Here is a 26,979-nt window from a genome sequence, read left to right as displayed (position 1 = left end):
AGTCAGAAGCGGTTTAAGGGCCAACTGGGATGATGCTCAGAACTGAATTGCCGGCAAGGGCGGTCACAATTAAGCCGTCTCCCGATACAGCCATTTGCCGATCAAGCAAATCACCATGCCCAATAATGTTGAAGCTTGTCAATAAGGTGCCATTGATACTAAAGACCCAGATGGCAGTTGCAGTATTGCCAGAGCTAGTGATGCCACAGTAGACCCTACCATCGCTGCCAACTTTGACATTGTTTGGAGATGTACCTCCAGTAGAAGGCAGTGAACTTACAAGAAGTAGATCGTCCGGGACAATTTGATGGCATTGACTTGTGCCGCCAGCGGTAGAGTATAAACGGCTGCCGTCGGCACTAACTGCAATGTCCGATCCGTCATAAGCAATAGCCGCTTCCTGTGCAAAAAACAGAGTACCCCCGCCCATCTCAGAGTAATCAAGATTATAAACAAAGGAACTCACAGTGCTGATTTGAGGTGATGTATCCCCCTGAAGATAAACGCGTTTACCATCCGCCGACGCGGCCATATCGTACCAAGCGCTACTAGGATTAGTGTTGATAGTGGCGAGAGGTTTTCCGCTTGATGCCAGATACTCAGTGCCACTATTCGTTAATATGATTTCAACGCCATTCGGTCTAATCGACAGTATTTGATTTGGCGCCATATTCACCGCCTGACCGGGTAAAGAGCTATTCAAAGACCAGGAATTGATTTTGGTCGGTGTCGGGGTCATTAGATTAACTACAATCAGATTATTGCTGCTGGTGTCTAAAGCATAAAGATGATCGCCGTTAGAACTGATGGTCATATTGTCTAGGGATGTTCCAAGGGCACTGACGGTAGCAGTTTTTTGCGCTGTGTAAATGTTATAAACATCTACGGAATTGCCACCATTATTTACGTATACAAATGGCCGTATTGGGTCTGCAATGATATTGGTGTAAGCCTGCTGTATTTGCGTCATCGCCGTTGGTGTTGTTGATCCCTTCCACAACGCAATTTTGATAGGTTCAGGCGCACTAATCGTCGAATCGCTAGAACTAAGTGTGATCGTGGCATAGTTAGTCGTATCGATAGGCAGACTGGTCGGATCAGCACTAAGCGTAAGGGTATTGCCGCTCTGGCTAATGTTTATCCAAGATTGATTCGACGTAGCACTCCAGTTTGGCGTTTGCCCATAATTGTCACTGATTGTCAGGGACTTTGTCAGACGCGACCATGTCGGTGTCGATGCAAATGCAACGCCTGTTTGTGACGCTAGAATCTTGTGCTGATCTTTGTTGATCGTCAATGCGACAGGTGTACTTAGCGTGTCACCATTGACCGCAACAACCGCATTGAATATCGCCGTCGTTGTTCCCACTGGAGCACTGGCATTCGCCGTGAAATTCACACTTGAACCTGCTTGATTAACCGTCCCGTTTGATGCACTGGCTTTGCCCCATGGTGGCAATTGAGATAAGGTCCAAGGCCATGCATTGGTGGCAGTGTTTAAGCCCAATGTGAGCGATTGTGGTGTTGTGAAGTCTCGCCCATAAGTTCCTCCCAATGCCACACTGTTAGTTGATAACGACAGTGTAGGTTTAGTCAATTGCAACTGAACCGGTATCAGACTTGATGTGCTTGCTGATGAGCTTAGTCGCGCATTTCCGGTGTAAGTACCACTGCTGAGCTTGCCCAAAGTCGGATTGGCACTGAATGTAGCAAGTCCAGGCATTGAGCCTGTCTGCGGGGTAACTGTAAGCCAAATTGAGTCGCTGCTTATCGTCCAACTATCTGCAGCGCCATCAGCGAGGCCAAAAGTGATGTTTTGCGATGGAATCGGGGCACCGTTAATAGCGTTGAAATAGACGCTGGAGCTGTTTGTAATGAGTTCTCCACCCTGTATCGTTAGTGCGACAGGGATCGTAGAAACCTGTCCATCGCTAGCGGTCACCGTCACGACGCCGCTATACTGCCCCGCGCCCAATTGCGAGCCGTCATAATGTAAGGTGAAGCTGCCGTTGCCTGATCCTGTTGGGTTAGTTATTGATACCCAGTTAAGAGTGCTGGTGGCTGTCCATGTCAGACCGGTCGTTGCGACGTTGATGACTGTCGGGGAAGGTGATGCGCCGCCTTCACTCATGAAAGCGTTGGCAGGCATAGCCGCGCTGGCACTAAAAGGCGCGGAAGCTGAAGTGACTTGAATCGCATAAGGCAACTGCATAGGGGAACCGGGAAATTGGCTCGCGCATTTGCTGTCTTTACACAACTCAACCGTAAAATTACCTTGGTGAGCGCCTGGTGCCAGTGTTGCAGCCGTTTGCAGAATGACACTGTATTGCGTTGGTGAATTCTGAATGATTTGGGTAGTCGGAAGCAGTACACCTGTACCGTCGACGACATAAGCATAAACTGCAGTAGCGCCGCTAAAATTTGAGGGCGTATTTACGGTGGCTAAGATATTGATCGTACTTGTGGCGCCTTCCGGCACAGTTTGTGTGATACTGGCTGGCGAAAATGTTAATGCCGGGGTTGCTGCTGCATTGTTTGCTGAAGCTGAGGACGCCGAGCCACCTCCACCACCCCCGCCGCCGCAAGCAGTGAGACATAACGTAATCAAAAGTACCGACAACAGTTTTTGCATAAAATCCCCTTTTTTATAATTTGGTCATGTAAGCCATGACTCTATTGAGAGGCCGGCAGTATAATTGCCAATTGGAAATTTTGTTATAAAAACAAATGATTGTGTGTAACTTTCTGATGTTAGTTATGCCGGGTTCGAATGTAACGACTTTAATTGATGCTTTTTAAGTAATTCTGATAAATTCACTCAAAAAAGACGCAGTAAATAACACCTTGTCATCGCAAATTGTTGCGATGCGCTAAAATGCGTTTTTAGCGGTATTCCACCATCTCAAACTCATGAACGCCCCCGTACAAATTCCAGCCCTGATGTCTGATGCCCCTAACGGCGCCACTCCTACGCGTTTGCGTGAGATTCCCTATAACTACACGTCGTTTTCCGATCGTGAAATCGTGATCCGCTTGCTCGGCGAGGAATCATGGAAATTACTCGATGAATTACGCGGCAAGCGCCAGACCGGTCGGTCGGCGCGCATGTTGTATGAAGTGTTGGGCGATATCTGGGTGGTGCGGCGTAATCCGTATTTGCAAGATGATTTGCTTGATAATCCTAAGCGTCGTCAGGCCTTGATCGATGCGCTTAACCATCGTCTGGCGGAAGTCGATAAGCGACGGATGGATACCGAATTGGCCGAAGGCGACGATGCTGACGGGCATATTCGTAGCGCCAAGGTGGAAGCACTGCTGAAGGCCGCGCGCCAGGCGATTGCCTCGTTTGCTGATGAATTCAAGCAAACCTACGATTTACGTAAACGTACCAACAGAATTTTGGGCCGTTACACCGCTAAGGACAATATCAAGTTTGACGGTTTGTCGCGTGTTTCGCATGTGACGGATGCCACTGACTGGCGGGTTGAGTATCCGTTCGTGGTGTTGACACCGGATGGTGAAGATGAAATGGCGGGCTTGGTTAAGGGCTGTATCGAGCTTGGGCTGACCATCATCCCACGCGGCGGCGGCACTGGTTACACCGGCGGCGCGATTCCGCTGACACCGTTATCTGCGGTGATCAATACTGAAAAACTGGAGCAATTAGGCGCGGTGGAGATGAAAATCTTGCCGGGTCTGGAGACTGAATACGCCACTATTTTTTCTGGTGCGGGTGTCGTTACCAAACGTGTTTCCGATGCTGCTGAAAAAGCTGGTTTCGTGTTTGCGGTTGATCCGACTTCCGCCGAAGCATCCTGTATAGGCGGCAATATCGCCATGAATGCGGGTGGTAAAAAAGCGCTATTGTGGGGAACTGCGCTCGACAATCTGGCGAGCTGGAAGATGGTTGATCCGAACGGTGATTGGCTGGAAGTAACGCGTCTTGATCACAATCTGAGCAAGATACACGACACGCCATTGGCGCGTTTTAAACTGGATTGGCGCCATCCTGCCGCCAAAGGTCATCCGGCCGAAGCGGTATTTAAAACCGAGATTCTGGAAATTCCAGGCCGCAAGTTCCGCAAAGAAGGTCTGGGGAAAGATGTGACCGATAAATTCCTGGCGGGTTTGCCTGGGATTCAAAAAGAAGGTTGCGATGGTTTGATCACTTCCGGCGTCTGGATTTTGCACAAGATGCCAAAATTCACACGCACCGTTTGTCTGGAATTTTTCGGACAGGCGCGTGATGCGATTCCGTCGATCGTGGAGATTAAAGACTATCTCGACAGCTTGCCAAAAAATGGCGATCCTGCATTTTCGTCTATCCGTTTAGCCGGTTTAGAGCATCTGGACGAGCGTTATTTACGTGCTGTGGGTTACAGCACTAAATCCAAACGCGGCGTGCTGCCAAAAATGGCCTTGTTTGGCGATATCGTTGGTGACGATGAGAATGCCGTTGCGCATACCGCATCGGAAGTGGTGCGTCTGGCGAACAATCGCGTGGGCGAAGGTTTCGTTGCTGTTAGTCCGGAAGCGCGTAAAAAATTCTGGTTAGACCGCGCGCGTACAGCGGCGATTTCTAAGCATACCAACGCGTTCAAGATTAACGAAGACGTGGTGATTCCGCTCAATCGCATGGGCGAATACACCGATGGAATCGAGCGCATCAATATTGAACTGTCGATTCGCAACAAACTGCAACTGATCGACGGCTTGCAAGCATTTATCGCTAAAGGCAATCTGCCTTTAGGCAAGAGCGAAGATGCAGATGGCGACGATATCCCCGCTGCAGAATTGCTTGAAGATCGTGTGCATCAGGCAGAAGATTTATTAAATAATGCCAAGGCGCGTTGGACATATTTGTTAACGAATTTGGATCTGCCATTATTAGATGCCAAAGAAAAATTGGTAGAGCTAGGTTTAGAAAAACTGCAGGTCACGTTTCAACAACGCCTGGTTCAACAACCGACGGCACGCGTGTTTGATGTAGTGCAAGACCGCACTATTCAGATTTCGTGGAAACAGGAAGTGCGCGCACAACTGCGTCAAATCTTTAATGGCGCATCGTTCAAGCTGATACTGGACGAATGCACGGCGATCCACAAAAAAGTCTTGCGCGGTCGCGTCTTCGTTGCGCTGCACATGCACGCTGGTGACGGCAATGTCCACACCAATTTGCCGGTCAATTCTGATCATTACGAAATGCTGCAAGATGCGCATGCTGCCGTCGCACGCATCATGGAATTGGCGCGTTCGCTGAATGGTGTGATTTCGGGTGAGCACGGGATTGGGATTACCAAGCTGGAGTTTTTGCATGAAGAGGAAATCAGCGAATTCCGCGATTACAAATTACGTGTCGATCCGACAGGCCGCTTCAATAAAGGCAAGTTGTTGAATTTGCCCGGTTTCGACGCCGATTTGCGCAATGCCTATACGCCATCATTCGGTTTGATGGGGCATGAATCGTTGATCATGCAGCAAAGCGATATCGGTGATATTGCCAACAGCGTCAAAGATTGTCTGCGTTGCGGTAAGTGTAAGCCAGTGTGCGCAACACATGTGCCACGCGCTAATTTGTTGTACTCACCACGTAACAAAATTCTGGCGACGTCGTTGCTGGTCGAAGCGTTTTTGTATGAAGAACAAACGCGCCGCGGGATATCCATCAAACACTGGGAAGAGTTTGAAGATGTCGCTGACCATTGCACGGTTTGTCATAAGTGCGTGACGCCATGTCCGGTCGATATCGACTTCGGTAATGTCTCAATGAACATGCGCAATTTGTTGCGCAAGATGAACAAAAAATCATTCAATCCCGGTACTACGGCAGCGATGTTTTTCCTCAACGCCAAAGATCCGGCGACGATTAATATGACGCGCAAAGTCATGACAGATTGGGGTTTCAAAGCGCAACGGTTGGGTAATGACGTACTGAAAAAGTTTGCCAAAAAACAGACCAAAGCGCCGCCATCGACGATAGGTAAAGCGCCGATCAAAGAACAGGTGATTCACTTCATCAATAAGAAAATGCCTGGCAATCTGCCGAAGAAAACTGCGCGCGCATTGCTTGATATTGAAGACGACAAAGTCGTCCCTATTATCCGTAATCCGCAAGCCACATCAGCAGAAACTGAGGCAGTATTTTATTTCCCTGGTTGTGGTTCTGAGCGTTTATTCTCGCAAGTCGGTTTGGCTACGCAAGCGATGTTGTGGCATGTCGGTGTGCAAACGGTTTTGCCGCCGGGTTATCTGTGCTGTGGTTATCCGCAACGTGGTTCGGGTGATTACGACAAAGCTGAAAAAATTATTACCGACAATCGCGTGCTGTTCCATCGCATGGCGAATACGCTCAATTATCTCGACATTAAAACCGTCATCGTATCGTGCGGCACTTGCTACGATCAGTTGCAAGGTTATGAGTTTGAGAAGATTTTCCCTGGTTGTCGCATCATGGACATCCATGAATATCTGCTTGAAAAAAATCTGAAGCTGGAAGGCGTCAGCGGTACGCGCTACATGTATCACGATCCTTGCCACAGCCCGATGAAATTGCAGGACCCGCTGAAAACGGTGAATGCGCTAATTACTACAGTCGACAATCAGAAGATTGAAAAGAATGAGCGCTGCTGCGGCGAATCCGGTACATTCGGAGTGAGTCGCCCTGATGTGTCGACCCAGGTACGTTTCCGCAAAGAAGAAGAAATGATCAAAGGCGCAGATAAAGTACGCGCCGATGGTTTTGCCGGGGATGTCAAAATCCTGACTTCTTGCCCATCCTGTTTGCAGGGTTTGACGCGCTATAACGATGATTCCGGCACGACTGCGGATTACATCGTGGTTGAAATGGCGAAGCATATTCTTGGTGAAAACTGGTTACCTGAATATGTCAGTCGTGCAAACAGTGGCGGTATAGAACGCGTATTGGTATAAAACCATGACAAAGCCTTGCGAACTGTGTAGTGGTGACGGTGGAGAAGTTCTTCATCGCACCGAAAAATACCGGGTGGTCTTGATTGATGATGCGCAGTACCCGGGATTTTGTCGCGTGATCTGGAATGCGCATGTCAAAGAAATGACCGACTTGTCGGCTGCTGACCGAAACATTTTTATGCAAGCAGTCTGGCAAGTCGAAACGGTAATTCGTAGTGTGATGCAGCCAGAAAAAATCAACCTGGCTTGTTTTGGCAATATGACGCCGCATTTGCATTGGCATGTGATACCACGCTATCTGGACGATGTGCATTTCCCGAATCCGGTGTGGGGCGCAATCAATCAGGAAGAACCGGCCGCATTGGCACAGCGTCGTGCCGTATTGCCAGCGTTGAAAATTGCAATGCAGGCAGATTTTAAAAACAGTCTTAACTAAAGCGGAAAACATCATGCTAGGTTCTAAACAATCCGCACCAACGCCGATCCCGGTAGCATTCACAGCGCACCAAAAGTCACAAGTGCTGGACGTAACGTTTGATGATGGCGCAACGTTCTCATTGCCATTTGAATTGATGCGTGTGTATTCACCATCGGCTGAAGTGCAAGGCCATGGTGAAGGACAAGAGACGCTGCAAACCGGCAAGCGCAATGTGACGCTGGCAGCGCTTGATCCTGTTGGCAATTATGCGGTGAAGCCAACTTTTTCCGATGGTCATGCCAGTGGCATTTACACCTGGCCTTATCTCTATAAATTGGGCAGCGAGCAGGACGCGTTGTGGGAAGATTATTTGCGTCGTCTGGATGACGCTGGTCATGGCCGTGAAGCAGGGCGCGACTTGCCGATGACAGCCAAAACGGCGGGTGGGCACGGCTGCGCTTAGCAAAGATTTCTGTCCACGAAAGACATCGTTTTTCGTGGACAGCGTCAGATCACTTTATTCAATATTCTTCGTTTTAATTCCCATCTCCTGCAACGCATCACCAATCGCATGCACAGCCTGCCGCATTTCTTCAGCGCCAATCGCGCCGATACAGCCGATGCGGAAGGTTTCTGCTTGTGTCAGTTTTCCCGGATATAAAATAAATCCTTTATCGCGCACGCTGTTATAAAAGCGTTTGAAATCGTAGTGGCTGCTGTCGGGAGCATGCATCGTCACGATGATAGGCGCCTGGATTTTTGGATCAAGGAATGGCTTCAAGCCAAGTTCTTCCATACCCGCCATCAATGCTTCATAATTTTTTTGATAGCGCGCAAATCGTGCGGCCTGGCTGCCTTCAGCAACAAACTGAATTAAGGCTTGATGAAATGCCGCCACGATGTGAGTCGGCGGCGTAAAGCGCCATTGCGTGGTTTTCTCCATATAAGACCACTGATCGTACAGATCCAGCGCCAGCGAAGTGGAATTGCCTTCGGATTGTTCCAGCACGCTTTTGCGCACCAACACAAAACCCATTCCCGGCGGACCTTCTATGCATTTGCCGCTGGCGGCGATCAGGGCATCGAACGGAATCTTTGCCGCATCAATTTCTAGCGCACCGAAAGAACTCATCGCATCAATGATCAGGCTGCGTTGATGGCGAGCGACGATTTGTGCGATTTCACGTAGCGGATTAAGAATACCGGTGCTGGTTTCGCAATGAATCACGCCGACGTGGCTGATGCTGCGATCGCTTTCCAATAAACGCTCGACATCAGCAGCGGTAGCGGAGACATCGTCTGCTGTCTCAAATACCGATACTTTACGCCCCATCATGCTGATGATTTTTGCCATGCGTTTACCGTAGGCACCGTTGATCAACACCAGCATATGACTGTCGCGCGGTAACAATGTGTTGATGGCGGCTTCAATCGAAAACGTGCCACTGCCCTGCATGGGCACGCAGACATGGTTGTCATGCGCATTGGCGATAGTCAGCAAGTGTTTGCGCATGTCGATGGTGATGGCGTTGAACGACGCATCCCATGAACCCCAGTCACGCAGCATCGCAGTTTTGGTCGCGAGTGATGTGGTTAATGGACCGGGCGTGAGAAGAATGGGGTCGCGGCTAACTAAGCTCATGTTTTTCCTTTTCGTGAAGCGGGTAGGTTCTAAATTTGTTAAGCAATACCAAATAATCCATTTAAATAATGCCGTCGTCATCCTCGCGAACGCGGAGATCCAAGTTTCGTAAGATGGATTCCCGCGTTCGCGGGAATGACGACGATTTCCAAATTCATTATTTGTTCTTGCTTAATTAATTGCTATTTAATGATCAGTTGTTGGTGAATGTGCTTATCAAACGGCGCACTTCATCATCCGGTAATAAAACATTGTTCTAATGGAGGCCTTGTTTCAGCGGGGTATTTTTAGTCATTTTCAAATTGCATTATGTATTTTGTAGACAATCTACAGAAAATTACATTAGAATGCAATCATCGTGAATGAAAAAAGATAGCTCCCAGATGACGAATATCGCAAACCGCACAATGAGCACCATTGCTCTGCTTCAGAAAAACTCCTTACCGTCTTTGGTCCAGCAAGAGCTGGAGCGCATGATTCTGGCAGGCGACTTGGCTGCTGGCGACAAGCTGAATGAAGTTTCATTGGCGGAAATGCTAGGCGTTTCACGCGGCCCAGTGCGTGAAGCATTTCGTGCCTTGGAAGAAGTTGGTCTGGTTCAGCAGGAAAAAAATTGCGGCGTTTTTGTACGGCAGATTTCAACGGAAGAGGCGGACGATATTTATGAAGTCCGTGCAGCATTGGATGAGTTGATTGGCCGCAAACTGGCAACCACTATCACCGAAGCGCAAATCCAGGAGTTGCACACGCTGCTTAGTCGTATGGACGGCATGGTCGCCAGCGACGATGTCGACGGCTATTCGGCGATGAATCTGGTGTTTCATGATTTGTTATTGAATATGACCAATAACCAAAAGCTCATTCATACCTACCGTCGCCTGGTCAACGAACTGAGTTTATTTCGCCGTTCAGCATTGGCGGAATTGGCCAGAAACCGAAGCTTGCCAACCTCGATCGCTGAACATCACAAGATAGTCGAAGCGATTGCAACAGGTAACGCGCAAGACGCCGGCAGCATCATGCGTGAACATGCACTAGCTGGGCGCGATCGTATGCATCGTGCACTGGCAGTACAGAGTGATGCCGAATTGCATTTAGAGCCAGTTGGCGATCTTGTAGCGCGTCAGTAATCGGCTTTCAATACGAATTATTTTTAGATAAAAAGGCTAGTGCATGTCCAACGTTATAGAAGTCAATGGTCGTCGTTATCCAATGATGAAGCAACCCGTCGTAATTGTTTGTGTTGACGGCTGCGAGCAGGAATATATCAATCAGGCGATACAAGCCGGTGTTACGCCGTTTCTGAAAAAAATGGTTGAACAAGGCACCATTCTCAGCGGAGATTGCGTAGTCCCGAGTTTTACCAATCCAAACAATTTATCTATCGTCACTGGCGTCCCGCCATCGGTACACGGGATTTGCGGAAACTATTTTCTGGATCGTGAAGCGAATCAGGAAGTCATGATGAATGACGCAAAATATCTACGTGCCGGGACGATCTTGGCCGCCTTTTCCGATGCCGGAGCGAAGGTCGCGGTCGTAACCGCCAAGGACAAATTGCGCGGGTTACTTGGTCATAAAATGCATGGCATTTGTTTTTCTGCAGAGAAGGCCGATCAAGTAACGCTGGAGCAGAACGGGATAGAGAACGTATTAGAGTTGGTTGGCATGCCGTTGCCATCAGTGTACAGCGCAGAGCTGTCGGAATTTGTGTTCGCCGCAGGTGTCCGCATATTAGAGCAGCAAAGCCCAGATCTGATGTACCTATCGACTACCGATTACATACAGCATAAATACGCTCCCGGAACGCCGGGTGCCAATGCGTTCTACGCCATGATGGATCACTATCTGACGCAGCTCGATGCATTGGGTGCGGTGATCGGATTAACCGCAGATCACGGCATGAATGCGAAGACAGACGGCGCCGGAAAACCGAATGTCATTTATTTGCAAGATGTGTTGGATGCACAATGTGGCAGTGGCACGACGCGCGTCATTTTACCGATCACGGATCCGTATGTTGTACATCACGGAGCATTGGGTTCTTATGCCACGGTGTATCTAAACGACGGTACGGATCTAAATAAGGTGGCGGCGAAAATCAACGCGATATTCGGAATTGAATTGGTATTAACGCGCGACGAAGCCGCGAAAAAGTTCGAATTGCCAGCGGATCGTATCGGCGATCTGGTCGTCGTCAGCGAACGCTTAACGGTGATCGGCACTGCTGCTACACGTCACGATCTATCAGAACTGACATTGCCGTTGCGCTCGCATGGCGGGATTTCAGAGCAGCGTGTTCCGTTGATTTTTAATCGCAAACTGGCACCGATTCCAAGCGACCATCGCTTACGTAATTTTGATGTCATGTACCTGGCAATGAATAGCGCAATCTAAAACGTAGTTTTCCTCCTGCCCGCAATCGGCGGAGAGGAATTAATAACCCTGTATTAATCAAAAATCGAGAAATAAGATGTCGATGCTGAACGAGTTAAGCAAGTTGAAGCAAGGTGAGCCACTCCATCAAAAGATGCGGATTGCAGGGAAGTTGGTTGGCAACGAACGACTAATCGAAGTGTTTAATCCCTACAGCGGCGCACTGGTCGGAACAATTCCCAAGGCAACTGTCGGCGATATTCAAGATGCGTTCCGCAGCGCCCGCCAATTCAAATCCCAATTAACACGCTACGATCGTTCGCAAATTATGCTGAAGGCATCTGCTTTGCTGCGTGCAAATGCCGACGCCATTTCTGACTTGATCACTGCCGAATCCGGCTTGTGCAAAAAAGATACGTTGTATGAAGTTGGCCGCGCTTGCGATGTGTTTGTGTTCGCTGCTAATCAAGCGTTGATTGATGATGGTCAGGTATTCTCATGCGATCTGACGCCGCACGGCAAGCAGCGCAAAGTCTATACGATGAAAGAGCCATTGCTGGGCGCGATTGCTGCTATCACACCGTTTAATCATCCGCTGAATCAAGTTGCGCACAAAGTCGCGCCATCCATTGCGACGAATAATCGCATGGTGCTCAAGCCAACCGAGAAAACACCATTTTCGGCATTGCTGCTTGCGGATATTTTGTATGAAGCGGGGCTGCCGCCAGAAATGTTTTCTGTCGTTACTGGTGATCCTAAAGAAATTGCCGACGAAATGCTGACCAATGCAGACGTTGATTTGGTCACCTTCACTGGTGGTGTGCCAATCGGAAAATACATTGCAGGAAAAGCCGTCTACAAACGCCAGATCTTGGAATTGGGCGGCAATGATCCTATCATCGTGATGGAGGATGCGGATATCGAAGAGGCCGCAACACTGGCCGTGTCTGGCTCGTATAAAAATTCCGGACAGCGTTGCACCGCGATTAAACGGATGATTGTGCATCAAGCTGTCGCCGATGAGTTTGTTGATCTGTTGGTGAGCAAAACACGTGCACTGAAATTCGGCGATCCTATGAATCTGCAAAACGATATGGGCAGTGTGATCGATGCGCGTGCGGCGATGGAGTTCCAGGCCAAAGTCAATGACGCGCAAAGTCATGGTGCCAAGCTGTTGTTTGGTAACACACGCAACGGCGCGCTGTACGCGCCTACGGTGTTAGATCATGTCCCTTTTGATTGTCAGTTGGTGGCTGAAGAAACATTTGGCCCGGTGTCGCCGGTGATACGTTGCACCGATATCAACGACGCGATTCGGATTTCCAATTCGACGCCATATGGCTTGTCGTCATCCGTTTGCACCAATCGCATGGATTACATCACGCGCTTTATTCGCGAGCTGGAAGTCGGGAGTGTCAATGTGCGCGAAGTGCCTGGGTATCGTTTGGAATTGACGCCATTCGGTGGCATCAAAGACTCCGGTCTGGGCTATAAAGAAGGTGTGCAAGAGGCGATGAAAAGCTTCAGCAATACCAAAACTTATTCCTTACCTTGGATAGGTTGATGATTACTATCCCCCAAATCAATGCGCTGTTTGAAGCGCATGGTCATCAAATGTATTCTGGTGAACCATTGACGCAATTGCAGCATGCGCTGCAAACAGCAACGCTGGCAGAACAAGCGGGCGCGTCAACAGAATTGATCAGTGCGGCACTATTGCACGATCTGGGCCACCTGCTGAATCAACAGGGTGATACGCCTTCTGCACGCGGCATCGACGATGCGCATCAATATTTCGCGATTCCCTTTTTGCGTGGTTTATTCAGCGCTGCGGTGCTGGAACCGATACGCATGCACGTCGATGCCAAGCGCTATTTGTGCGCCGTTGATAGCGCTTATTTTGCTAAATTGTCAGAAGATTCCAAGCGTAGTCTGACTTTGCAGGGCGGAATATTTTCTGCAGAAGAAGCTAAGGCATTTATCAATCAGCCTTATGCTGCAGAAGCAGTTCAGTTACGGCTTTGGGATGATTTGGCAAAAGATGCAGAGATGCCTACGCCGGGCATGGCGCATTTTGCTGAGCTGATGGCCGCATGCAGGATGGATATCGCTACATGATTTATGCAACTGCGATCCGGCCTGCCGTTCTTTTTTGATTTCTAAGTGATTCTTTTATGCGTCCTTTCTGGTTAGAGCAAGCCCTTTTTACAGATGGTGAATTAGCCCCGGCTTTGCAAGGCGCGCAACGCGCCGACGTCGGCATTGTCGGCGGTGGCTTCACCGGACTGTGGACAGCAATCCAACTGAAACAAAAAAATCCGGCGTTAGATATTGCCATCATTGAAAGCGATTTATGCGGCGCTGGCGCCAGCGGCCGCAATGGTGGATGTGTCTTGACGTGGACGACAAAATTTTTCACTTTGCAGCGCTTGTTCGGCGAAACTGAAGCAGTGCGCCTGGCAAAAGAATCAGAAGCTGCCGTGGCGCACATTGCCGCTTTTTGCCGTGAGCATCAGATCGACGCTGAGTTCCGACAAGATGGCACGCTATACACTGCGACCACGCAGGCGCAGATGGGAATTCTGGATCCGGTATTAACAGAACTCGATAGGCATGGTATTAATTCATTTCATGCATTGTCAGCGACAGAGGTGCAGCAACGTTCAGGGTCAGCACGTAATCTGGCGGGAGTGTTTTCGCCGATGGCTGCGACGGTTCATCCTGGAAAACTGGTGCGTGGCTTACGCCGCGTAGCGTTGCAAATGGGAATACGGATTTACGAAAGAACGCCGATGTTGACGTTTGAACCGGGTTCCAGCGTGACAATCAAAACACCGGCCGGCACACTGCAAGTTGGCAAAATGGTGCTGGCAATTAATGCCTGGATGGCAAGTCGCTTCCCGCAATTTGAGCGGACTCTGGCCGTGGTATCCAGTGATATGGTGATTACCGAAAAGTGCCCTGAGCTACTACAAAAGATCGGCCTGAAAGATGGCGTTTCGGTTTTGGATTCACGCACCTTTGTGTACTACTATCGCAGCACCGAAGATGGCCGTCTGATGCTAGGCAAGGGCGGCAATACTTTCGCATGGCGCGGCAAAATCCTGCCGGTGTTTGATCAGCGTTCACCCTACGAGGCGCAGATGACGCAAAGTTTGCATGACTTTTTTCCCGAGTTGCGCGATGTTCCCATTACTGCCAGTTGGAACGGCCCGTCCGATAGATCGGTTACCGGCTTTCCTTTCTTCGGCAGGCTCGACGATCATCCGAACATTTTTTACGGTTTTGGTTATTCCGGCAATGGTGTCGGTCCTAGTTATATGGGTGGCCAAATTTTATCGTCGCTGGTTTTAGGTAGCGATAATCCATGGAGTCGCAGTCCTTTGACTGATGGTCCGCGTGGCATGTTTCCGCCAGAACCGATTCGTTATCTGGGTTCTATCATCGTTCGCAATGCGATTCGTCGTAAAGAGCGGGCTGAAGATTTAGAGCAAAAGCCGTGGATGCTGGATCAAATGCTTAGTAAATTGGCAAATGCAGCGGGGAAGGCGGATAAGGCTTAATCGGCGTTGGCACTTATGCAAAAAAACGATACCCGCCTCTGTTTTGCATAAGTCCCCTATGTAAGTTCTGTCTATGTGCAGCGCAACGCTCAGCACTTGTATAATGCAACTCTGTTCTCACAAAGTTGCCAACATGACCAATACCACGCACTTCGGTTACAAAACCGTCGCAGAAGAAGACAAAGTTCATAAAGTCGCAGAAGTTTTCCACTCAGTCGCGGCTAAATACGACGTCATGAACGATTTGATGTCGGCCGGTTTGCACCGGGTTTGGAAGATTTTCACCATAGCGCAAGCGGGAATCCGGCCTGGGTTTAAGGTCCTCGATATCGCCGGCGGCACCGGCGATCTCGCAAAAGCATTTGCGAAAAGCGCGGGGCCTACCGGCGAGGTCTGGCTGACTGATATCAATGAATCCATGTTGCGTGTCGGCCGTGACCGCGTCTTGAATAAGGGCTTGTCTATCCCCACCATGCTGTGTGACGCAGAAAAATTGCCATTCCCCGATAACTATTTTGATCGGGTTTCAGTTGCTTTTGGTCTGCGCAACATGACGCATAAAGATGTGGCACTGGCAGAAATGCGTCGGGTGTTAAAGCCGGGCGGAAAACTGTTGGTGCTGGAATTTTCCAAAGTCACTGAGGCGCTGAAAAAGCCGTACGACGTGTATTCTTTCTCGGTACTACCTTGGCTAGGCAAAAAAATAGCTAACGATGCAGAAAGTTATCGCTATCTTGCTGAATCTATTCGCATGCACCCAGATCAGGAAACTTTGAAGCAGATGTTGCAAGACGCAGGTTTATCGCGAGTGCAATATTTCAATCTGACTGCTGGTGTGGCAGCTTTGCACACTGGAATAAAGCTATAACTAATAAAGCTATAACTAAGCAGTAACTATCCTTTTTGGAGGTGTTATGAAAAAAGTACTCGCATTATTGACCTTGATCGTTAGTGCTTTGGCGATGAGTTTGTTGCCAATGTCGTATGCAGATGCAGCGCGTTTGGGCAGCGGCGGTTCAATTGGCCGGCAGTCTTCTGGCGTGAGTCGCTCTATGCCTAGTCGCGCTCCGCAAAATTCCTACGCCAATCAACCGAGCCAGGTCCGCCAACCTGCGCCAGCCGCTGCACCAGCGCCAGCCAGTCCGATGAAAGGGATACTCGGCGGCGCATTGTTGGGTTTGGGGTTAGGTAGCCTGTTCTCACACTTAGGTGGCGGAGCCGGAGGAGGTGGTGGTTCCTTCTTCACCCTGATTTTATTAGCGTTGGCCGCATTTTTCGTAGTGAGAATGTTGAAGCGTCGTGTTGGTGGGGGAACCGCTCCGAATGCCGCACCTGCTGGCGCAGCCTACCCAAATGCGTACGCTGATAATAATCTTGTTAGCAATACACCAGAGATCGGTTCAGGATTGAGTGGCTCAGGGATGGGTGGTCTGTCTGGGCTTGGCGCATCGACAGCGCAAAATAGCGCCGCACCTTGGGGGATTCCTGCTGATTTCGATGTCCCAGGATTTGTCCGCAGTGCCAAAACTTATTTTATTCGCCTGCAAGCTGCGTGGGATAAAGCTGACATCAACGATATTCGTGAATTCACCACACCAGAAATGTTTGCTGAATTGCGTATGCAAATACAGGAACGCGGTGTTAATCCTAACAATACCGACGTGGTGCAACTTGATGCCGAGTTGCTGGGAATAGAAACGGTAGGCAGCGATTATCTGGCCAGCGTGAAATTCAGCGGCTTGATCAAAGAAAAACCAGAGGCCTCAGCCGAACCCTTTACCGAGGTGTGGAATTTGTCTAAACCTTTATCAGGGCAGGGTGGCTGGACTTTGGCCGGGATACAGCAAGTTGGTTGACGGTGAGCTGATAGTATTTTGACAGCTAGTTGAACTTTGCTTACCTGTTAAACTTAGGCCGCCCGTGAGTCATCGCGGGCGGTTTTGTTTTAATAATGAACTTTCTGACGCCATTGATGCTTTCGACTCTTACTCCAATTACCGCCACTATCAACCACTTGTTGGCACAAGAGCCCTGGGCTCAGCGCCAGCTTGCCGTGCATGCAGGAAAAATCGCTTGCATTGATGCAGGTGCGTTGGTGCTGACATGGGAAATTACCGATGACGGTATGCTGCAGTCACCTGCAACGGCAATGTCAGCAGCCGACGCAACGACCGAATCTGATGCCGTTGCTCCCAACGTGACCATCCGACTCAAATTAACCGATGTGCCGTTGATGGCGCAGAATCGTGAGCGTGCGTTTTCTTATGTGAAAATTGACGGTGATGCCGATCTGGCCAACGCGATTTCGCAAGTAGCGCAATCGTTACGTTGGGATGCCGAACATGATCTGAGCAAATTGGTCGGTGATATCGCCGCCGTACGCTTGGTGGGTGCTGCCAAATCGGTTATTGCAACGGGTATCAGCACGCATCAAAAAATTGCAGAAAATCTTGCTGAGTATTTTTTGGAAGAGCAGCCACTGTTAGTGCGTCCTCAGATGGTGTCAGATTTGACCGACGAAGTGACGAAATTGCGGGATGATGTCGAGCGCATGACTAAACGTATAGAGCGGATGGAACGCACGGAGCATTCCCGGCGCACCAGCGCGGAAATAACGCCGTTAACAAAACACAGTAAATCTAAGACTGATCAACAATGATATTGAAATTTCTTCGCGTGGTAAAAATCGTGCGTGTCTCGCTGCGTTATGGGCTGGATGATATTGCCATGTCTGGCTTTGATGCGCCACGCATTTCTAAAGTGATCAATACGATCATGTTTTGGCGCGATTTATCGGCGCCACGTGGTGTGCGTTTGCGCAAAGCACTGGAGGAACTGGGGCCGATCTTTATTAAATTCGGACAGGTGCTATCTACGCGACGTGACTTGGTGCCCGGTGACATTGTTGACGAATTATCGAATTTGCAGGATAGAGTGCCACCCTTTAGTTCTGACCTGGCGATTGCGCAAATCGAAAAATCATTAAAGGCACATCCAGACGAATTGTTCGCCAGCTTTGAGCGCGAACCGGTTGCTTCAGCATCGATTGCACAAGTGCATTTCGCCGTGTTGAAAGATGGCCGTGATGTGGCAGTTAAAGTGCTGCGTCCCGGCATGAAAAAATCCATAGATGAAGATGTCGCGCTGATGCATTTCGCGGCCGGATGGGTGGAAAGACTATGGACTGACGGCAAACGCGTCAAGGCGCGTGAGGTGGTGGGCGAATTCGATAAATATCTTCATGATGAATTGGATTTGATGCGCGAAGCGGCCAATGGCAGTCAGTTGCGCCGTAACTTTGCCGACTCCAAGCTGTTGATGGTGCCAGAAATGTTTTGGGATTTTTGCTCTTCATCGGTGATCGTGATGGAGCGCATGCACGGCATCCCGATTTCGCAAACCGATAAACTGCGCACCGCCGGAATTGATTTACCGAAGTTGTCGCGTGATGGCGTAGAGATATTTTTCACGCAGGTATTTCGCGACGGTTTTTTTCACGCTGATATGCACCCGGGGAATATTTTGGTATCAGTGGCACCAGAGACGTTTGGTCGCTATATCGCGCTTGATTTCGGCATCGTCGGCACACTGAATGATTTTGACAAAGATTATTTATCGCAAAATTTCCTGGCGTTTTTTCAGCGCGATTACAAACGTGTTGCCGAAGCGCATATCGAATCTGGCTGGGCACCGAAAGAGACGCGAGTCGATGAATTGGAGTCCGCAGTACGCGCTTGTTGCGAACCAATTTTTGATCGCTCGTTGAAAGACATTTCGTTCGGGCAGGTCTTGCTGCGCTTGTTCCAAACCTCGCGTCGTTTCAATATCGAAGTACAGCCGCAACTGGTACTACTGCAAAAAACCTTGCTCAATGTCGAAGGTTTGGGGCGGCAATTAGATCCTGATCTGGATTTGTGGGTAACCGCCAAGCCGTACCTGGAGCATTGGATGAGCGAACAGTTAGGCTGGCGCGGTTTGGTGCAGCATTTGAAAATCGAAGTGCCACGTTATAGCAAGCTGTTGCCGCAAATACCGCGCTTGATACATCAGGCATTAAGTAAAACGATAGATGGCGCAACTCACCAACACAATGAGGTGAACTTGCAACTGCTGGCCGAGCAGCGACGCACCAACCACCTGTTGGGAATCGTGGTGTATTTTGGCGGCGGCGTGCTGAGCGGATTGTTGTTGGCTTTGATTTATATGCGTTTTGGCCGTTGGATTTTTGGCGGTTAATGATGGCGCTTTTCCAATCTGTTTTTTTCTATTTTTAATGATCAAGTGAACACGCCAATTTTTTCTGTCCGCGATCCCGCCTCACCTGAATTCTGGAATGAGCGTTTTGAGCAAGCTTTCATGCCCTGGGATAAAGGCGACGTGCCACTGGCGTTGCAGGACTATGTGCGCCGGACTACGCCGGCCACCGTCTTGATTCCCGGATGCGGTGCCGGTTATGAAGTGGCTTATCTGGCAGAAGCAGGGTGGAATGTCACGGCAATCGATTTCTCTGCGGCGGCGGTCACTTGTGCACAAACCATATTATGTAAGTGGGCTCCCTGCGTGGTGCAGGCCGATTTTTTTACGTTTGTACCGCGGGCGCCATTGAATTTGATCTATGAGCGGGCCTTTTTTTGCGCATTACCACCCAAAATGCGGCCCCAAATTGTTCAGCGCTGGGCTGAGTTATTACCTGTCGGTGGGCAGGTGGCAGGATTTTTCTTTTTTGATGACCATCCCAAAGGCCCGCCATTTGGCATTGCCCGTCCCGAGTTGGAACAATTATTGCATCCCTATTTCGACTTGATCGAAGATCAGCCAGTGAGTGACTCAATTGCTGTCTTCGCAGGAAAAGAGCGTTGGCAGGTATGGCGTAGGAAACCTTAGGCTATATTTTGTTGTAAATTCGCCGATATTGCCAAGTATTGAAAATGGTAAAACAGGGTTTTTGCTACAATTGCCGCCTTGTTTTTGCCGCTTGTTATTTCCTAGGACCCGCCACATGGCCTTGCTCGAAATCCGTGATGTGAGTCGCCGCTTCGGTGACTTTACCGCTGTTGATAATATTAGCCTGTCGATCAAGGCTGGTGAATTTTTTACTCTGCTTGGCCCTTCTGGATGCGGCAAGACGACGCTGTTGCGGATGATTGCTGGCTTCGATTTACCCGATGCCGGGCAGATATTATTAGACGGCGTTGATTTAGTCGGCATTCCGCCTGAGCAGCGGCCAGTGTGTACGGTATTTCAGAATTACGCCTTGTTTCCTCACATGACGGTGGCCGCGAATATTGCGTTCCCGCTCAAGATGGCAAAAGAATCCCCTGCCAGCATTAAAGCAAAAGTGGCCGAAGCGTTGGAAGACGTTCGCTTGACTGGTTTTGGTGCGCGCTATCCGCACGAATTGTCCGGTGGTCAGCGACAACGGGTGGCAGTGGCACGGGCGCTGGTTTCGCGTCCCAAATTGCTGTTGCTGGACGAGCCGTTGTCGGCGATGGATGCCAAACTGCGTGAGCAGATGCAAATTGAATTGATCAATTTGCAAAAAGAAGTAGGCATCACTTTCGTGTATGTCACGCATGATCAAGGTGAGGCCTTGGCCTTGTCGCATCGGATTGCGGTGATGAATCGCGGCAAAGTGGAGCAGCTTGATGAGCCGGATCGTATTTACAGCTATCCGACTACGCGCTTTGTAGCCGACTTTATCGGCACCTGTAATTTGTTTGATGGCGCAATTGCCAGCATTGCTGAAAAGACCATGAAGCTAGATGTGCCAGGTTTGGGGCAGGTCATCACGGCATTGCCGCAGGGCGCCAGTGTGGGACGCAAAGGAACACTGACATTGCGTCCAGAAAAAATTTCCATCAGTGCGCAAGTTCAGGCCTATAGCGCAGAGAATCATTTCAAAGGTTACGTCAAAGAGTTGCTGTATTTGGGTGATGTGACGGTTTACATCGTTGAAACGGAAGGCGGCACACTGATCGAAGCATTGTTGGCCAATTCGGCTGCCGGGCGCGCCAAGTTCTTTGAAGTCGGCGATACAGTGGATGTGGCCTGGACGTTTGATGCAGGCTATTTTTTGTATGAGTCGGCGCAAGAGCCGACTCAAGAACCGGGACAAGAGTTAGCGCATGAGTAATTCGGCACAACTTTCGCAAACTCGCCGTGGCCGTTTGGCCAAATGGCTGATCAGCGGGCCACCGTTACTGTATTTGTTAGTGTTCTTTGCGATCCCCTGTTTGATCATGGTGTTTGCATCGTTCCGCAATGCCGGCGATTACGGCGGTTTAGCGCCGGTGTTTGATGAGACCGGCAAACTCGATCTGACGTTTGATAATTACACACGCTTTGCTTCGGATTTTATTTACACAGCGATTTTTTTGAAATCGTTGACGTATGCGCTGGTGACGACGCTGTGTTGTTTGCTGATGGCTTATCCGTTGGCGCTGCTGATTGCGCGGAGTTCGAAAAAATATCGTGACTTGTTAATACTGTTAGTGATCTTGCCGTTTTGGAGTAATTTCCTGATTCGGGTTTACGCCTGGATGATTATTTTGGGACCGCAATCGGGTTTAACTAAGGCACTTAATTACGTACTGGGGATGATGGGCATGCAGCCCGTTACCTTGCTGTTTTCCACTTTTGCGGTGATTGTCGGCCTGGTCTATGTTCATCTGCCGTTTATGGTCTTGCCGCTGTATGCGAATCTGGAGAAACACGATCCCGCTTTGCTGGATGCCGCACAGGATTTAGGTGCGCCTGCCTGGCAGCGCTTTTGGCGTATTACTTTTCCGCTGTCATTACCGGGTGTGTATGCCGGTGCGGCGCTGGTGTTTATCCCGGCGCTGGGGATTTTTGCAGTATCCGATATTTTGGGCGGCACCAGTAGCGTGATGATAGGAAATGTGATCAAGCAGCAGTTTTTGGAAACCCGCGATTGGCCGTTTGGTAGCGTGTTATCTATCGTATTGACGATTGCAGCGTTGTTGGTGGCTGGTCTGGCGGTGTTAGTGGCTAAGCCGAAGAGGGACGTTAATGAATAAGCCGTTTAAGAAAACCACGCTCGCTCTGTGGGCGGTGTCGCTGGCGGTTTACGCATTCTTATATGTGCCATTAATTGTGGTGGTGGTTTACTCTTTCAATAATTCACAATTGAATGCGGAATGGGTTGGCTTCACACTCGATTGGTATCGCAAATTGTTTAATGATGACGAGATGTTGCAAGCCGCAGGAAATTCGTTGGTGATCGCCTTGGTGGCGAGTACGGCGGCTACCTTGTTAGGCACGATGGCGGGTTTTGCCATGCATCGTTATAAACTGAAAGTGTTGCCGTTGCTGGTGTTGACGCCGATTGCGATTCCGGAAATTCTGGTTGGCGTGTCCTTGCTGATTTTCTTCATTATGTTGAACATCACTTTAGGCCTGGTTTCCATCGCGCTGGCGCACATCGCTTTCTGCATTGGCTTTGTCGCAATTGTGGTGCGTTCGCGTTTGGCAGGAATGGATGAAAGTCTGACCGAAGCGGCACGTGATTGTGGCGCAACGCCGCTGCAAGCGTTTCGGCTGGTGACCTTGCCATTGATTATGCCGGGCGTATTGGCGGGTGCGTTGATGGCGTTCACCTTGTCGATTGACGATTTTGTGATCACGTTCTTTACTGCAGGCGCGAATGCATCGACCTTGCCGTTACAGATTTATTCGATGATCAAGATAGCGGTGACGCCGGAAGTGAATGCGGTGTCGACCTTGTTGATGGGATTGACGTTGTTCCTGATTATTGTTGCTTCGAAGCTGGCCCCTAACGTATTTCGATCCTCTTAAGGATGTCCAAAAACTGTTTATACGTTGTTGCAGTTGTACTGTCTGCGTCGATGCGTCTAGTCTAAGCAGCTTTTTGAACATACTTAATTAATTTTGAAGGTAAATGATGAAAAAAATCTTCGCTGCTACATTGCTATTGGCATCATCGTTGGCTGCTAGTTTTTCTGTTCAGGCGGCAGATGAACTGCATTTATACAACTGGAATAATTACCTTGCTCCAGAAACTGCGCAGCGTTTCGAGGCATTCTGTAAGTGCAAATTGATACAAACCTATTACGGCGACAATGAAGAAATGCTGGCTAAGCTGGCCGCCGGCGCCAAAGGTTACGACATCATTGTGCCGACCGGGAATGCGTTGGATGCATTGATTAAACAAAATGCTTTGAAGCCGTTGGATAAGGCGCAATTGACTAACTTTAAAAACGTCAATCCTGCGTATCTGAATACCGAATTCGATAAAGGTAATCAATATTCAGTACCGTACGCATACAGCATCACGCTGATTGGTTATAACGATCAAAAAATCAAAGAGCTGGGAATTCCCGTCAATAGCTGGGCGACTATTTTTGATCCCGCGATTCTGGCCAAGATCAAAGGCAAGGTAACGGTACTCGATTCTGCCAATGAGTTGATGGCTGCAGCGCTGAAATATCTGGGTTATTCCGCAAATGACACCGATGAAAAGCATTGGTTAGAAGCGAAGGCTGTTATTTTGAAGGCCAAACCTTATTGGGCGGCATTTAATGGCAGTAGTTATATCAAAGAACTAACGATCGGGAATATCTGGGTGGTACATGGATATTCCAGCGATATTTTCCAGGCGAATGTCGATGCGCAAAAAGCTGGTCGCAAATTCCATATTCTTGCTTCTTTGCCAAAAGAAGGTGCCGTACTGGCACTGGATAGCATGGTGATACACAAAGATGCACCGAGACCGGACTTGGCATTGAAGTTCATGAATTTCATGCTGGATGGAAAAAATGCTGCCGAACTGACCAATTTAACTGGAACCGGTAGCCCGAATGCTGCGGCGATGCCTTTCATTAAACCGGAAATTGCCAAAAATGCAGCAATTTTCCCGGATAAAGTAGAACTTACTAAATTGGAAATGCTGAAGGATTTGACTAGCAAGCAGCGTCGTACAATGAATCGCATTTGGACAGAAATCCGGGCACGGTAAGAGAGTAAGGGGCAGTTGCTGGCAACCCGGCGATGCCTCTACCCAAAAAACCTTTATAATTCAGGGTTTTGTAGGATTTTCTCCGGAGTTTTTCATGCCAATTTATGCCTATCGTTGTGAAGCGTGCGGTTTCGCTAAAGATGCGCTGCAAAAGATGTCGGATGCGCCATTGACGGAATGCCCTTCATGCCACCAAGAATCGTTTAAAAAGCAGGTTACAGCAGCCGGTTTTCAATTAAAAGGCAACGGTTGGTATGTGACGGATTTCCGTAATGGTGCGGGTGCAACAGGAGCAGCTGCGCCATCGACAGATGCTGCGAGTGTAGCTGGTGCAGCAGTAACTGCGCCATCTCCGGCTGTTTCAGCGCCTGTGGCAGATGCCGTTAAACCTGTCGCAAGCACGACCAGCGCACCAGCAGCATCCACAGCATCCACAGCATCCATCTAAGCTGGTTGCTGAGCTGATAGGTAAGCATCCTGCCGTGAATTTGGCTAACGCATTTTGTTCAACCGAGAAGTAAGCTATGCGTAAATATTTCATCACAGGTTTATTGGTGTTGGTTCCTTTGGCGATAACGCTATGGGTGCTTAATCTGATCATAGGCACGATGGATCAGTCTTTGTTGTTGTTGCCGGAGCATTGGCGGCCAAAAAGCTTGATTGGCTTTGATATTCCTGGTCTAGGCACGATTTTGACCCTGTTGATCATTTTCCTGGTTGGATTGGCCGCGCACAATTTCATTGGCCGGCAGGTGGTGAACGTATGGGAAGCGGTGTTGACGCGGATTCCGGTGGTTAATTCCATTTACTCCAGCGTGAAACAAGTGTCGGATACGTTGTTTTCGTCTTCCGGGAACGCATTTCGGAAAGCGTTGTTAGTGGAGTATCCTCGTAAAGGTTCATGGACGATCGCGTTTCTCACCGGCATTCCTGGTGGCGATGTAAAGAATCATTTGCAAGGTGAATTTGTCAGCTTATATGTGCCGACTACGCCGAATCCGACATCGGGCTTTTTTCTGATGGTGCCGCGTGCCGATACGATAGAACTGAATATGAGTGTCGATGAAGCACTGAAATATATTGTGTCGATGGGAGTGGTAGCGCCACCCGAGCATATGGATAAAAAATTGATGGCGAGTATCGCCAAGAAGCATGACCAGGCATGATCATGCGTCATCAAATGTATTGAAACTCAACTATTAAAATTAGCTATTAAACTTGAAATTCGGAAAATAATTATGTCCATGCGTACTCAATATTGCGGCCTCACCACAGAGGCGCTACTCGGTCAAACTGTTAGTCTGTGCGGCTGGGTACATCGTCGTCGTGATCATGGCGGCGTGATTTTTATCGACTTGCGTGACCGTGAAGGTTTGGTTCAGATCGTGTGCGATCCTGATCAAGTCGATGTGTTCAAAAATGCTGAGGCAGTACGTAATGAATTTTGCTTGCGGATCACAGGCTTGGTGCGTAGTCGCCCAGAAGGTACGATCAACAACAATCTGAATTCAGGCAAGATTGAAGTGTTGGCGCAAGAACTGGAAGTGTTGAATCCATCGGTGACACCACCGTTCCAATTGGATGATGACAATCTGTCGGAAACCACGCGTTTGACACATCGCGTTCTGGATTTGCGTCGCCCACAAATGCAAAACAATTTGCGTTTGCGTTACAAGGTAACGATGGAAGTGCGTAAGTATCTTGATGGACTCGGCTTTATCGATATCGAAACACCGATGTTGACTAAATCAACGCCTGAAGGTGCGCGCGATTATCTGGTGCCGTCACGTGTTAACTCTGGTCAATTCTTCGCGCTGCCACAGTCGCCACAATTGTTTAAACAATTGTTGATGGTGTCTAACTTTGACCGCTACTACCAAATCGTTAAATGCTTCCGTGATGAAGATTTGCGTGCCGATCGTCAGCCAGAATTTACGCAGATCGATTGCGAAACTTCGTTCTTGTCAGAGCAAGAAATTCGCGACATGTTTGAAGACATGATACGTCTGGTATTTAAAAATGCCCTGGGCGTCGACTTGCCAAATCCATTCCCAGTGATGGAATACGCGCATGCGATGGCTTTATATGGTTCGGACAAACCAGACATGCGTGTCAAAATGGAATTCACCGATTTGACCGAAGTCATGAAAGATGTCGACTTTAAAGTGTTCTCTGGCGCCGCTAATATGGAAAATGGCCGCGTAGTCGGCTTGCGCGTACCAGGTGGCGGTGCGATGCCACGTTCGGAAATCGATGCTTACACCCAGTTCGTCGCAATCTATGGCGCGCGTGGTCTGGCCTACATCAAGGTGAACGAAAAAGCGCAAGGCCGCGATGGTTTGCAATCACCTATCGTCAAGAATTTGCACGACGCTGCATTGACGAAAATTCTTGAGCAAACTGGCGCACAAGATGGCGACTTGATTTTCTTTGGTGCGGATAAAGCCAAGGTCGTCAACGACGCAATTGGTGCATTGCGCGTGAAGATTGGTCATAGTGAATTCGGTAAAAAAGCAGGCCTGTTCGAAGATACATGGCGTCCGCTATGGGTAATTGACTTCCCGATGTTTGAACATGATGAAGAGAGCGGCCGCTGGAATGCCTGCCACCATCCGTTCACTGCGCCAAAAGATGGTCATGAAGACTATCTGGAAACGGATCCAGGCAAGTGCATCGCCAAAGCCTATGACATGGTATTGAATGGTTGGGAATTGGGCGGTGGTTCGATTCGTATTCACAAGGCAGATGTACAAAGCAAAGTGTTCCGTGCATTGAATATCGGTGCAGAAGAAGCGCAATTGAAATTTGGTTTCTTGCTGGATGCGTTGCAGTACGGCGCGCCACCGCACGGTGGTTTGGCATTCGGTCTGGATCGTATCGTAACGATGATGGCGGGTGCCGAGTCAATACGCGACGTGATCGCTTTCCCGAAAACACAACGTGCACAATGTCTGTTGACACAAGCGCCATCAGAAGTAGATGAAAAACAATTGAAAGAATTGCACATTCGTTTGCGTTTGCCTGAAGCGAAAGTTGTTTCGTAAGACATCGTCAG

Annotated in this window: 22 protein-coding genes; 20 read left to right on the top strand and 2 right to left on the bottom strand. The window is 49.1% G+C overall.

What is annotated here, in order from left to right; all coding sequences use genetic code 11:
- Nucleotides 1-13 precede the first annotated feature (13 nt).
- Entirely contained in the window at nucleotides 14-2,632 is a 2,619-nt protein-coding gene (locus GEV47_RS06650) for a BACON domain-containing protein (protein ID WP_153233961.1), read from the bottom strand.
- A 278-nt stretch (nucleotides 2,633-2,910) separates the two neighbouring features.
- On the opposite strand from GEV47_RS06650, the gene GEV47_RS06645 reads away from it, so the two are divergent.
- From GEV47_RS06645 to GEV47_RS06635, 3 genes are read left to right on the top strand one after another with little or no spacing between them, the layout of a single operon-like run.
- Nucleotides 2,911-6,930, top strand: a complete 4,020-nt coding sequence (locus tag GEV47_RS06645; protein ID WP_153233960.1) for a DUF3683 domain-containing protein — start codon at nucleotides 2,911-2,913, stop codon at nucleotides 6,928-6,930.
- Between the two features lie 4 nt (nucleotides 6,931-6,934).
- Nucleotides 6,935-7,366: an HIT family protein gene (locus GEV47_RS06640; protein ID WP_153233959.1), complete on the top strand. Its 432-nt coding sequence runs from the start codon at nucleotides 6,935-6,937 to the stop codon at nucleotides 7,364-7,366.
- Between the two features lie 13 nt (nucleotides 7,367-7,379).
- Nucleotides 7,380-7,811, top strand: a complete 432-nt coding sequence (locus GEV47_RS06635) for a gamma-butyrobetaine hydroxylase-like domain-containing protein (RefSeq protein WP_153233958.1) — start codon at nucleotides 7,380-7,382, stop codon at nucleotides 7,809-7,811.
- 54 nt (nucleotides 7,812-7,865) lie between these two features.
- On the opposite strand, the gene GEV47_RS06630 is transcribed toward GEV47_RS06635, so the two are convergent.
- Nucleotides 7,866-8,990: a 2-aminoethylphosphonate--pyruvate transaminase gene (locus GEV47_RS06630; RefSeq protein WP_153233957.1), complete on the bottom strand. Its 1,125-nt coding sequence runs from the start codon at nucleotides 8,988-8,990 to the stop codon at nucleotides 7,866-7,868.
- A gap of 383 nt (nucleotides 8,991-9,373) precedes the next feature.
- Between GEV47_RS06630 and GEV47_RS06625 the strand changes: the two genes are divergently transcribed.
- From GEV47_RS06625 to aspS, 17 genes are all read left to right on the top strand, one after another.
- Complete coding sequence (locus tag GEV47_RS06625) at nucleotides 9,374-10,120, top strand: phosphonate utilization associated transcriptional regulator (protein WP_153233956.1); 747 nt, start codon at nucleotides 9,374-9,376, stop codon at nucleotides 10,118-10,120.
- A 43-nt stretch (nucleotides 10,121-10,163) separates the two neighbouring features.
- Complete coding sequence (gene phnA / locus GEV47_RS06620; RefSeq protein ID WP_153233955.1) at nucleotides 10,164-11,387, top strand: phosphonoacetate hydrolase; 1,224 nt, start codon at nucleotides 10,164-10,166, stop codon at nucleotides 11,385-11,387.
- Nucleotides 11,388-11,463: 76 nt separating this feature from the next.
- Entirely contained in the window at nucleotides 11,464-12,930 is a 1,467-nt protein-coding gene (phnY, locus tag GEV47_RS06615; protein ID WP_153233954.1) for a phosphonoacetaldehyde dehydrogenase, read from the top strand.
- The gene (locus GEV47_RS06610) at nucleotides 12,927-13,484 is read left to right on the top strand and encodes a phosphonate degradation HD-domain oxygenase (RefSeq protein ID WP_153233953.1); all 558 of its coding nucleotides are present in this window, start codon (nucleotides 12,927-12,929) and stop codon (nucleotides 13,482-13,484) included. Before phnY ends, GEV47_RS06610 begins: the two co-directional genes overlap by 4 nt.
- 56 nt (nucleotides 13,485-13,540) lie before the next feature.
- Nucleotides 13,541-14,929, top strand: coding sequence for an FAD-dependent oxidoreductase (locus tag GEV47_RS06605; protein WP_153233952.1), 1,389 nt, complete (start codon nucleotides 13,541-13,543; stop codon nucleotides 14,927-14,929).
- Nucleotides 14,930-15,062: 133 nt separating this feature from the next.
- Nucleotides 15,063-15,797 carry a bifunctional demethylmenaquinone methyltransferase/2-methoxy-6-polyprenyl-1,4-benzoquinol methylase UbiE gene (gene ubiE, locus GEV47_RS06600; RefSeq protein WP_153234261.1) on the top strand — a complete coding sequence of 245 codons (735 nt, stop codon included), beginning with the start codon at nucleotides 15,063-15,065 and terminating at the stop codon, nucleotides 15,795-15,797.
- Between the two features lie 46 nt (nucleotides 15,798-15,843).
- Nucleotides 15,844-16,785 carry a Tim44 domain-containing protein gene (locus GEV47_RS06595; protein ID WP_153233951.1) on the top strand — a complete coding sequence of 314 codons (942 nt, stop codon included), beginning with the start codon at nucleotides 15,844-15,846 and terminating at the stop codon, nucleotides 16,783-16,785.
- 95 nt (nucleotides 16,786-16,880) lie between these two features.
- Entirely contained in the window at nucleotides 16,881-17,588 is a 708-nt protein-coding gene (locus tag GEV47_RS06590; protein ID WP_153233950.1) for a ubiquinone biosynthesis accessory factor UbiJ, read from the top strand.
- A complete protein-coding gene (gene ubiB, locus GEV47_RS06585) occupies nucleotides 17,585-19,165 on the top strand; it encodes a ubiquinone biosynthesis regulatory protein kinase UbiB (RefSeq protein ID WP_153233949.1) in 1,581 nt (526 codons plus the stop codon). The genes GEV47_RS06590 and ubiB overlap by 4 nt, the downstream gene beginning before the upstream one ends.
- A gap of 45 nt (nucleotides 19,166-19,210) precedes the next feature.
- Entirely contained in the window at nucleotides 19,211-19,813 is a 603-nt protein-coding gene (locus GEV47_RS06580; RefSeq protein WP_322741575.1) for a methyltransferase domain-containing protein, read from the top strand.
- Between the two features lie 115 nt (nucleotides 19,814-19,928).
- A complete protein-coding gene (locus tag GEV47_RS06575) occupies nucleotides 19,929-21,062 on the top strand; it encodes an ABC transporter ATP-binding protein (protein WP_153233948.1) in 1,134 nt (377 codons plus the stop codon).
- Nucleotides 21,055-21,966, top strand: coding sequence for an ABC transporter permease (locus GEV47_RS06570; protein WP_153233947.1), 912 nt, complete (start codon nucleotides 21,055-21,057; stop codon nucleotides 21,964-21,966). Before GEV47_RS06575 ends, GEV47_RS06570 begins: the two co-directional genes overlap by 8 nt.
- On the top strand, nucleotides 21,959-22,744 hold the full coding sequence (locus tag GEV47_RS06565) for an ABC transporter permease (RefSeq protein WP_153233946.1): 786 nt from the start codon (nucleotides 21,959-21,961) through the stop codon (nucleotides 22,742-22,744). Before GEV47_RS06570 ends, GEV47_RS06565 begins: the two co-directional genes overlap by 8 nt.
- Before the next feature lie 103 nt (nucleotides 22,745-22,847).
- Nucleotides 22,848-23,924, top strand: coding sequence for an ABC transporter substrate-binding protein (locus GEV47_RS06560; protein WP_228124604.1), 1,077 nt, complete (start codon nucleotides 22,848-22,850; stop codon nucleotides 23,922-23,924).
- Between the two features lie 94 nt (nucleotides 23,925-24,018).
- Nucleotides 24,019-24,372, top strand: coding sequence for an FmdB family zinc ribbon protein (locus tag GEV47_RS06555; protein WP_153233945.1), 354 nt, complete (start codon nucleotides 24,019-24,021; stop codon nucleotides 24,370-24,372).
- Nucleotides 24,373-24,448: 76 nt separating this feature from the next.
- Nucleotides 24,449-25,090, top strand: a complete 642-nt coding sequence (locus tag GEV47_RS06550; RefSeq protein ID WP_153233944.1) for a DUF502 domain-containing protein — start codon at nucleotides 24,449-24,451, stop codon at nucleotides 25,088-25,090.
- Between the two features lie 72 nt (nucleotides 25,091-25,162).
- Complete coding sequence (gene aspS / locus GEV47_RS06545; protein WP_153233943.1) at nucleotides 25,163-26,968, top strand: aspartate--tRNA ligase; 1,806 nt, start codon at nucleotides 25,163-25,165, stop codon at nucleotides 26,966-26,968.
- The last annotated feature ends 11 nt before the right edge of the window (nucleotides 26,969-26,979 follow it).

Source organism: Glaciimonas soli (assembly GCF_009497155.1).
GTDB classification, from domain to species: Bacteria; Pseudomonadota; Gammaproteobacteria; order Burkholderiales; family Burkholderiaceae_D; genus Glaciimonas; species Glaciimonas soli.
This window is presented reverse-complemented; position numbering and strand designations above follow the sequence as displayed.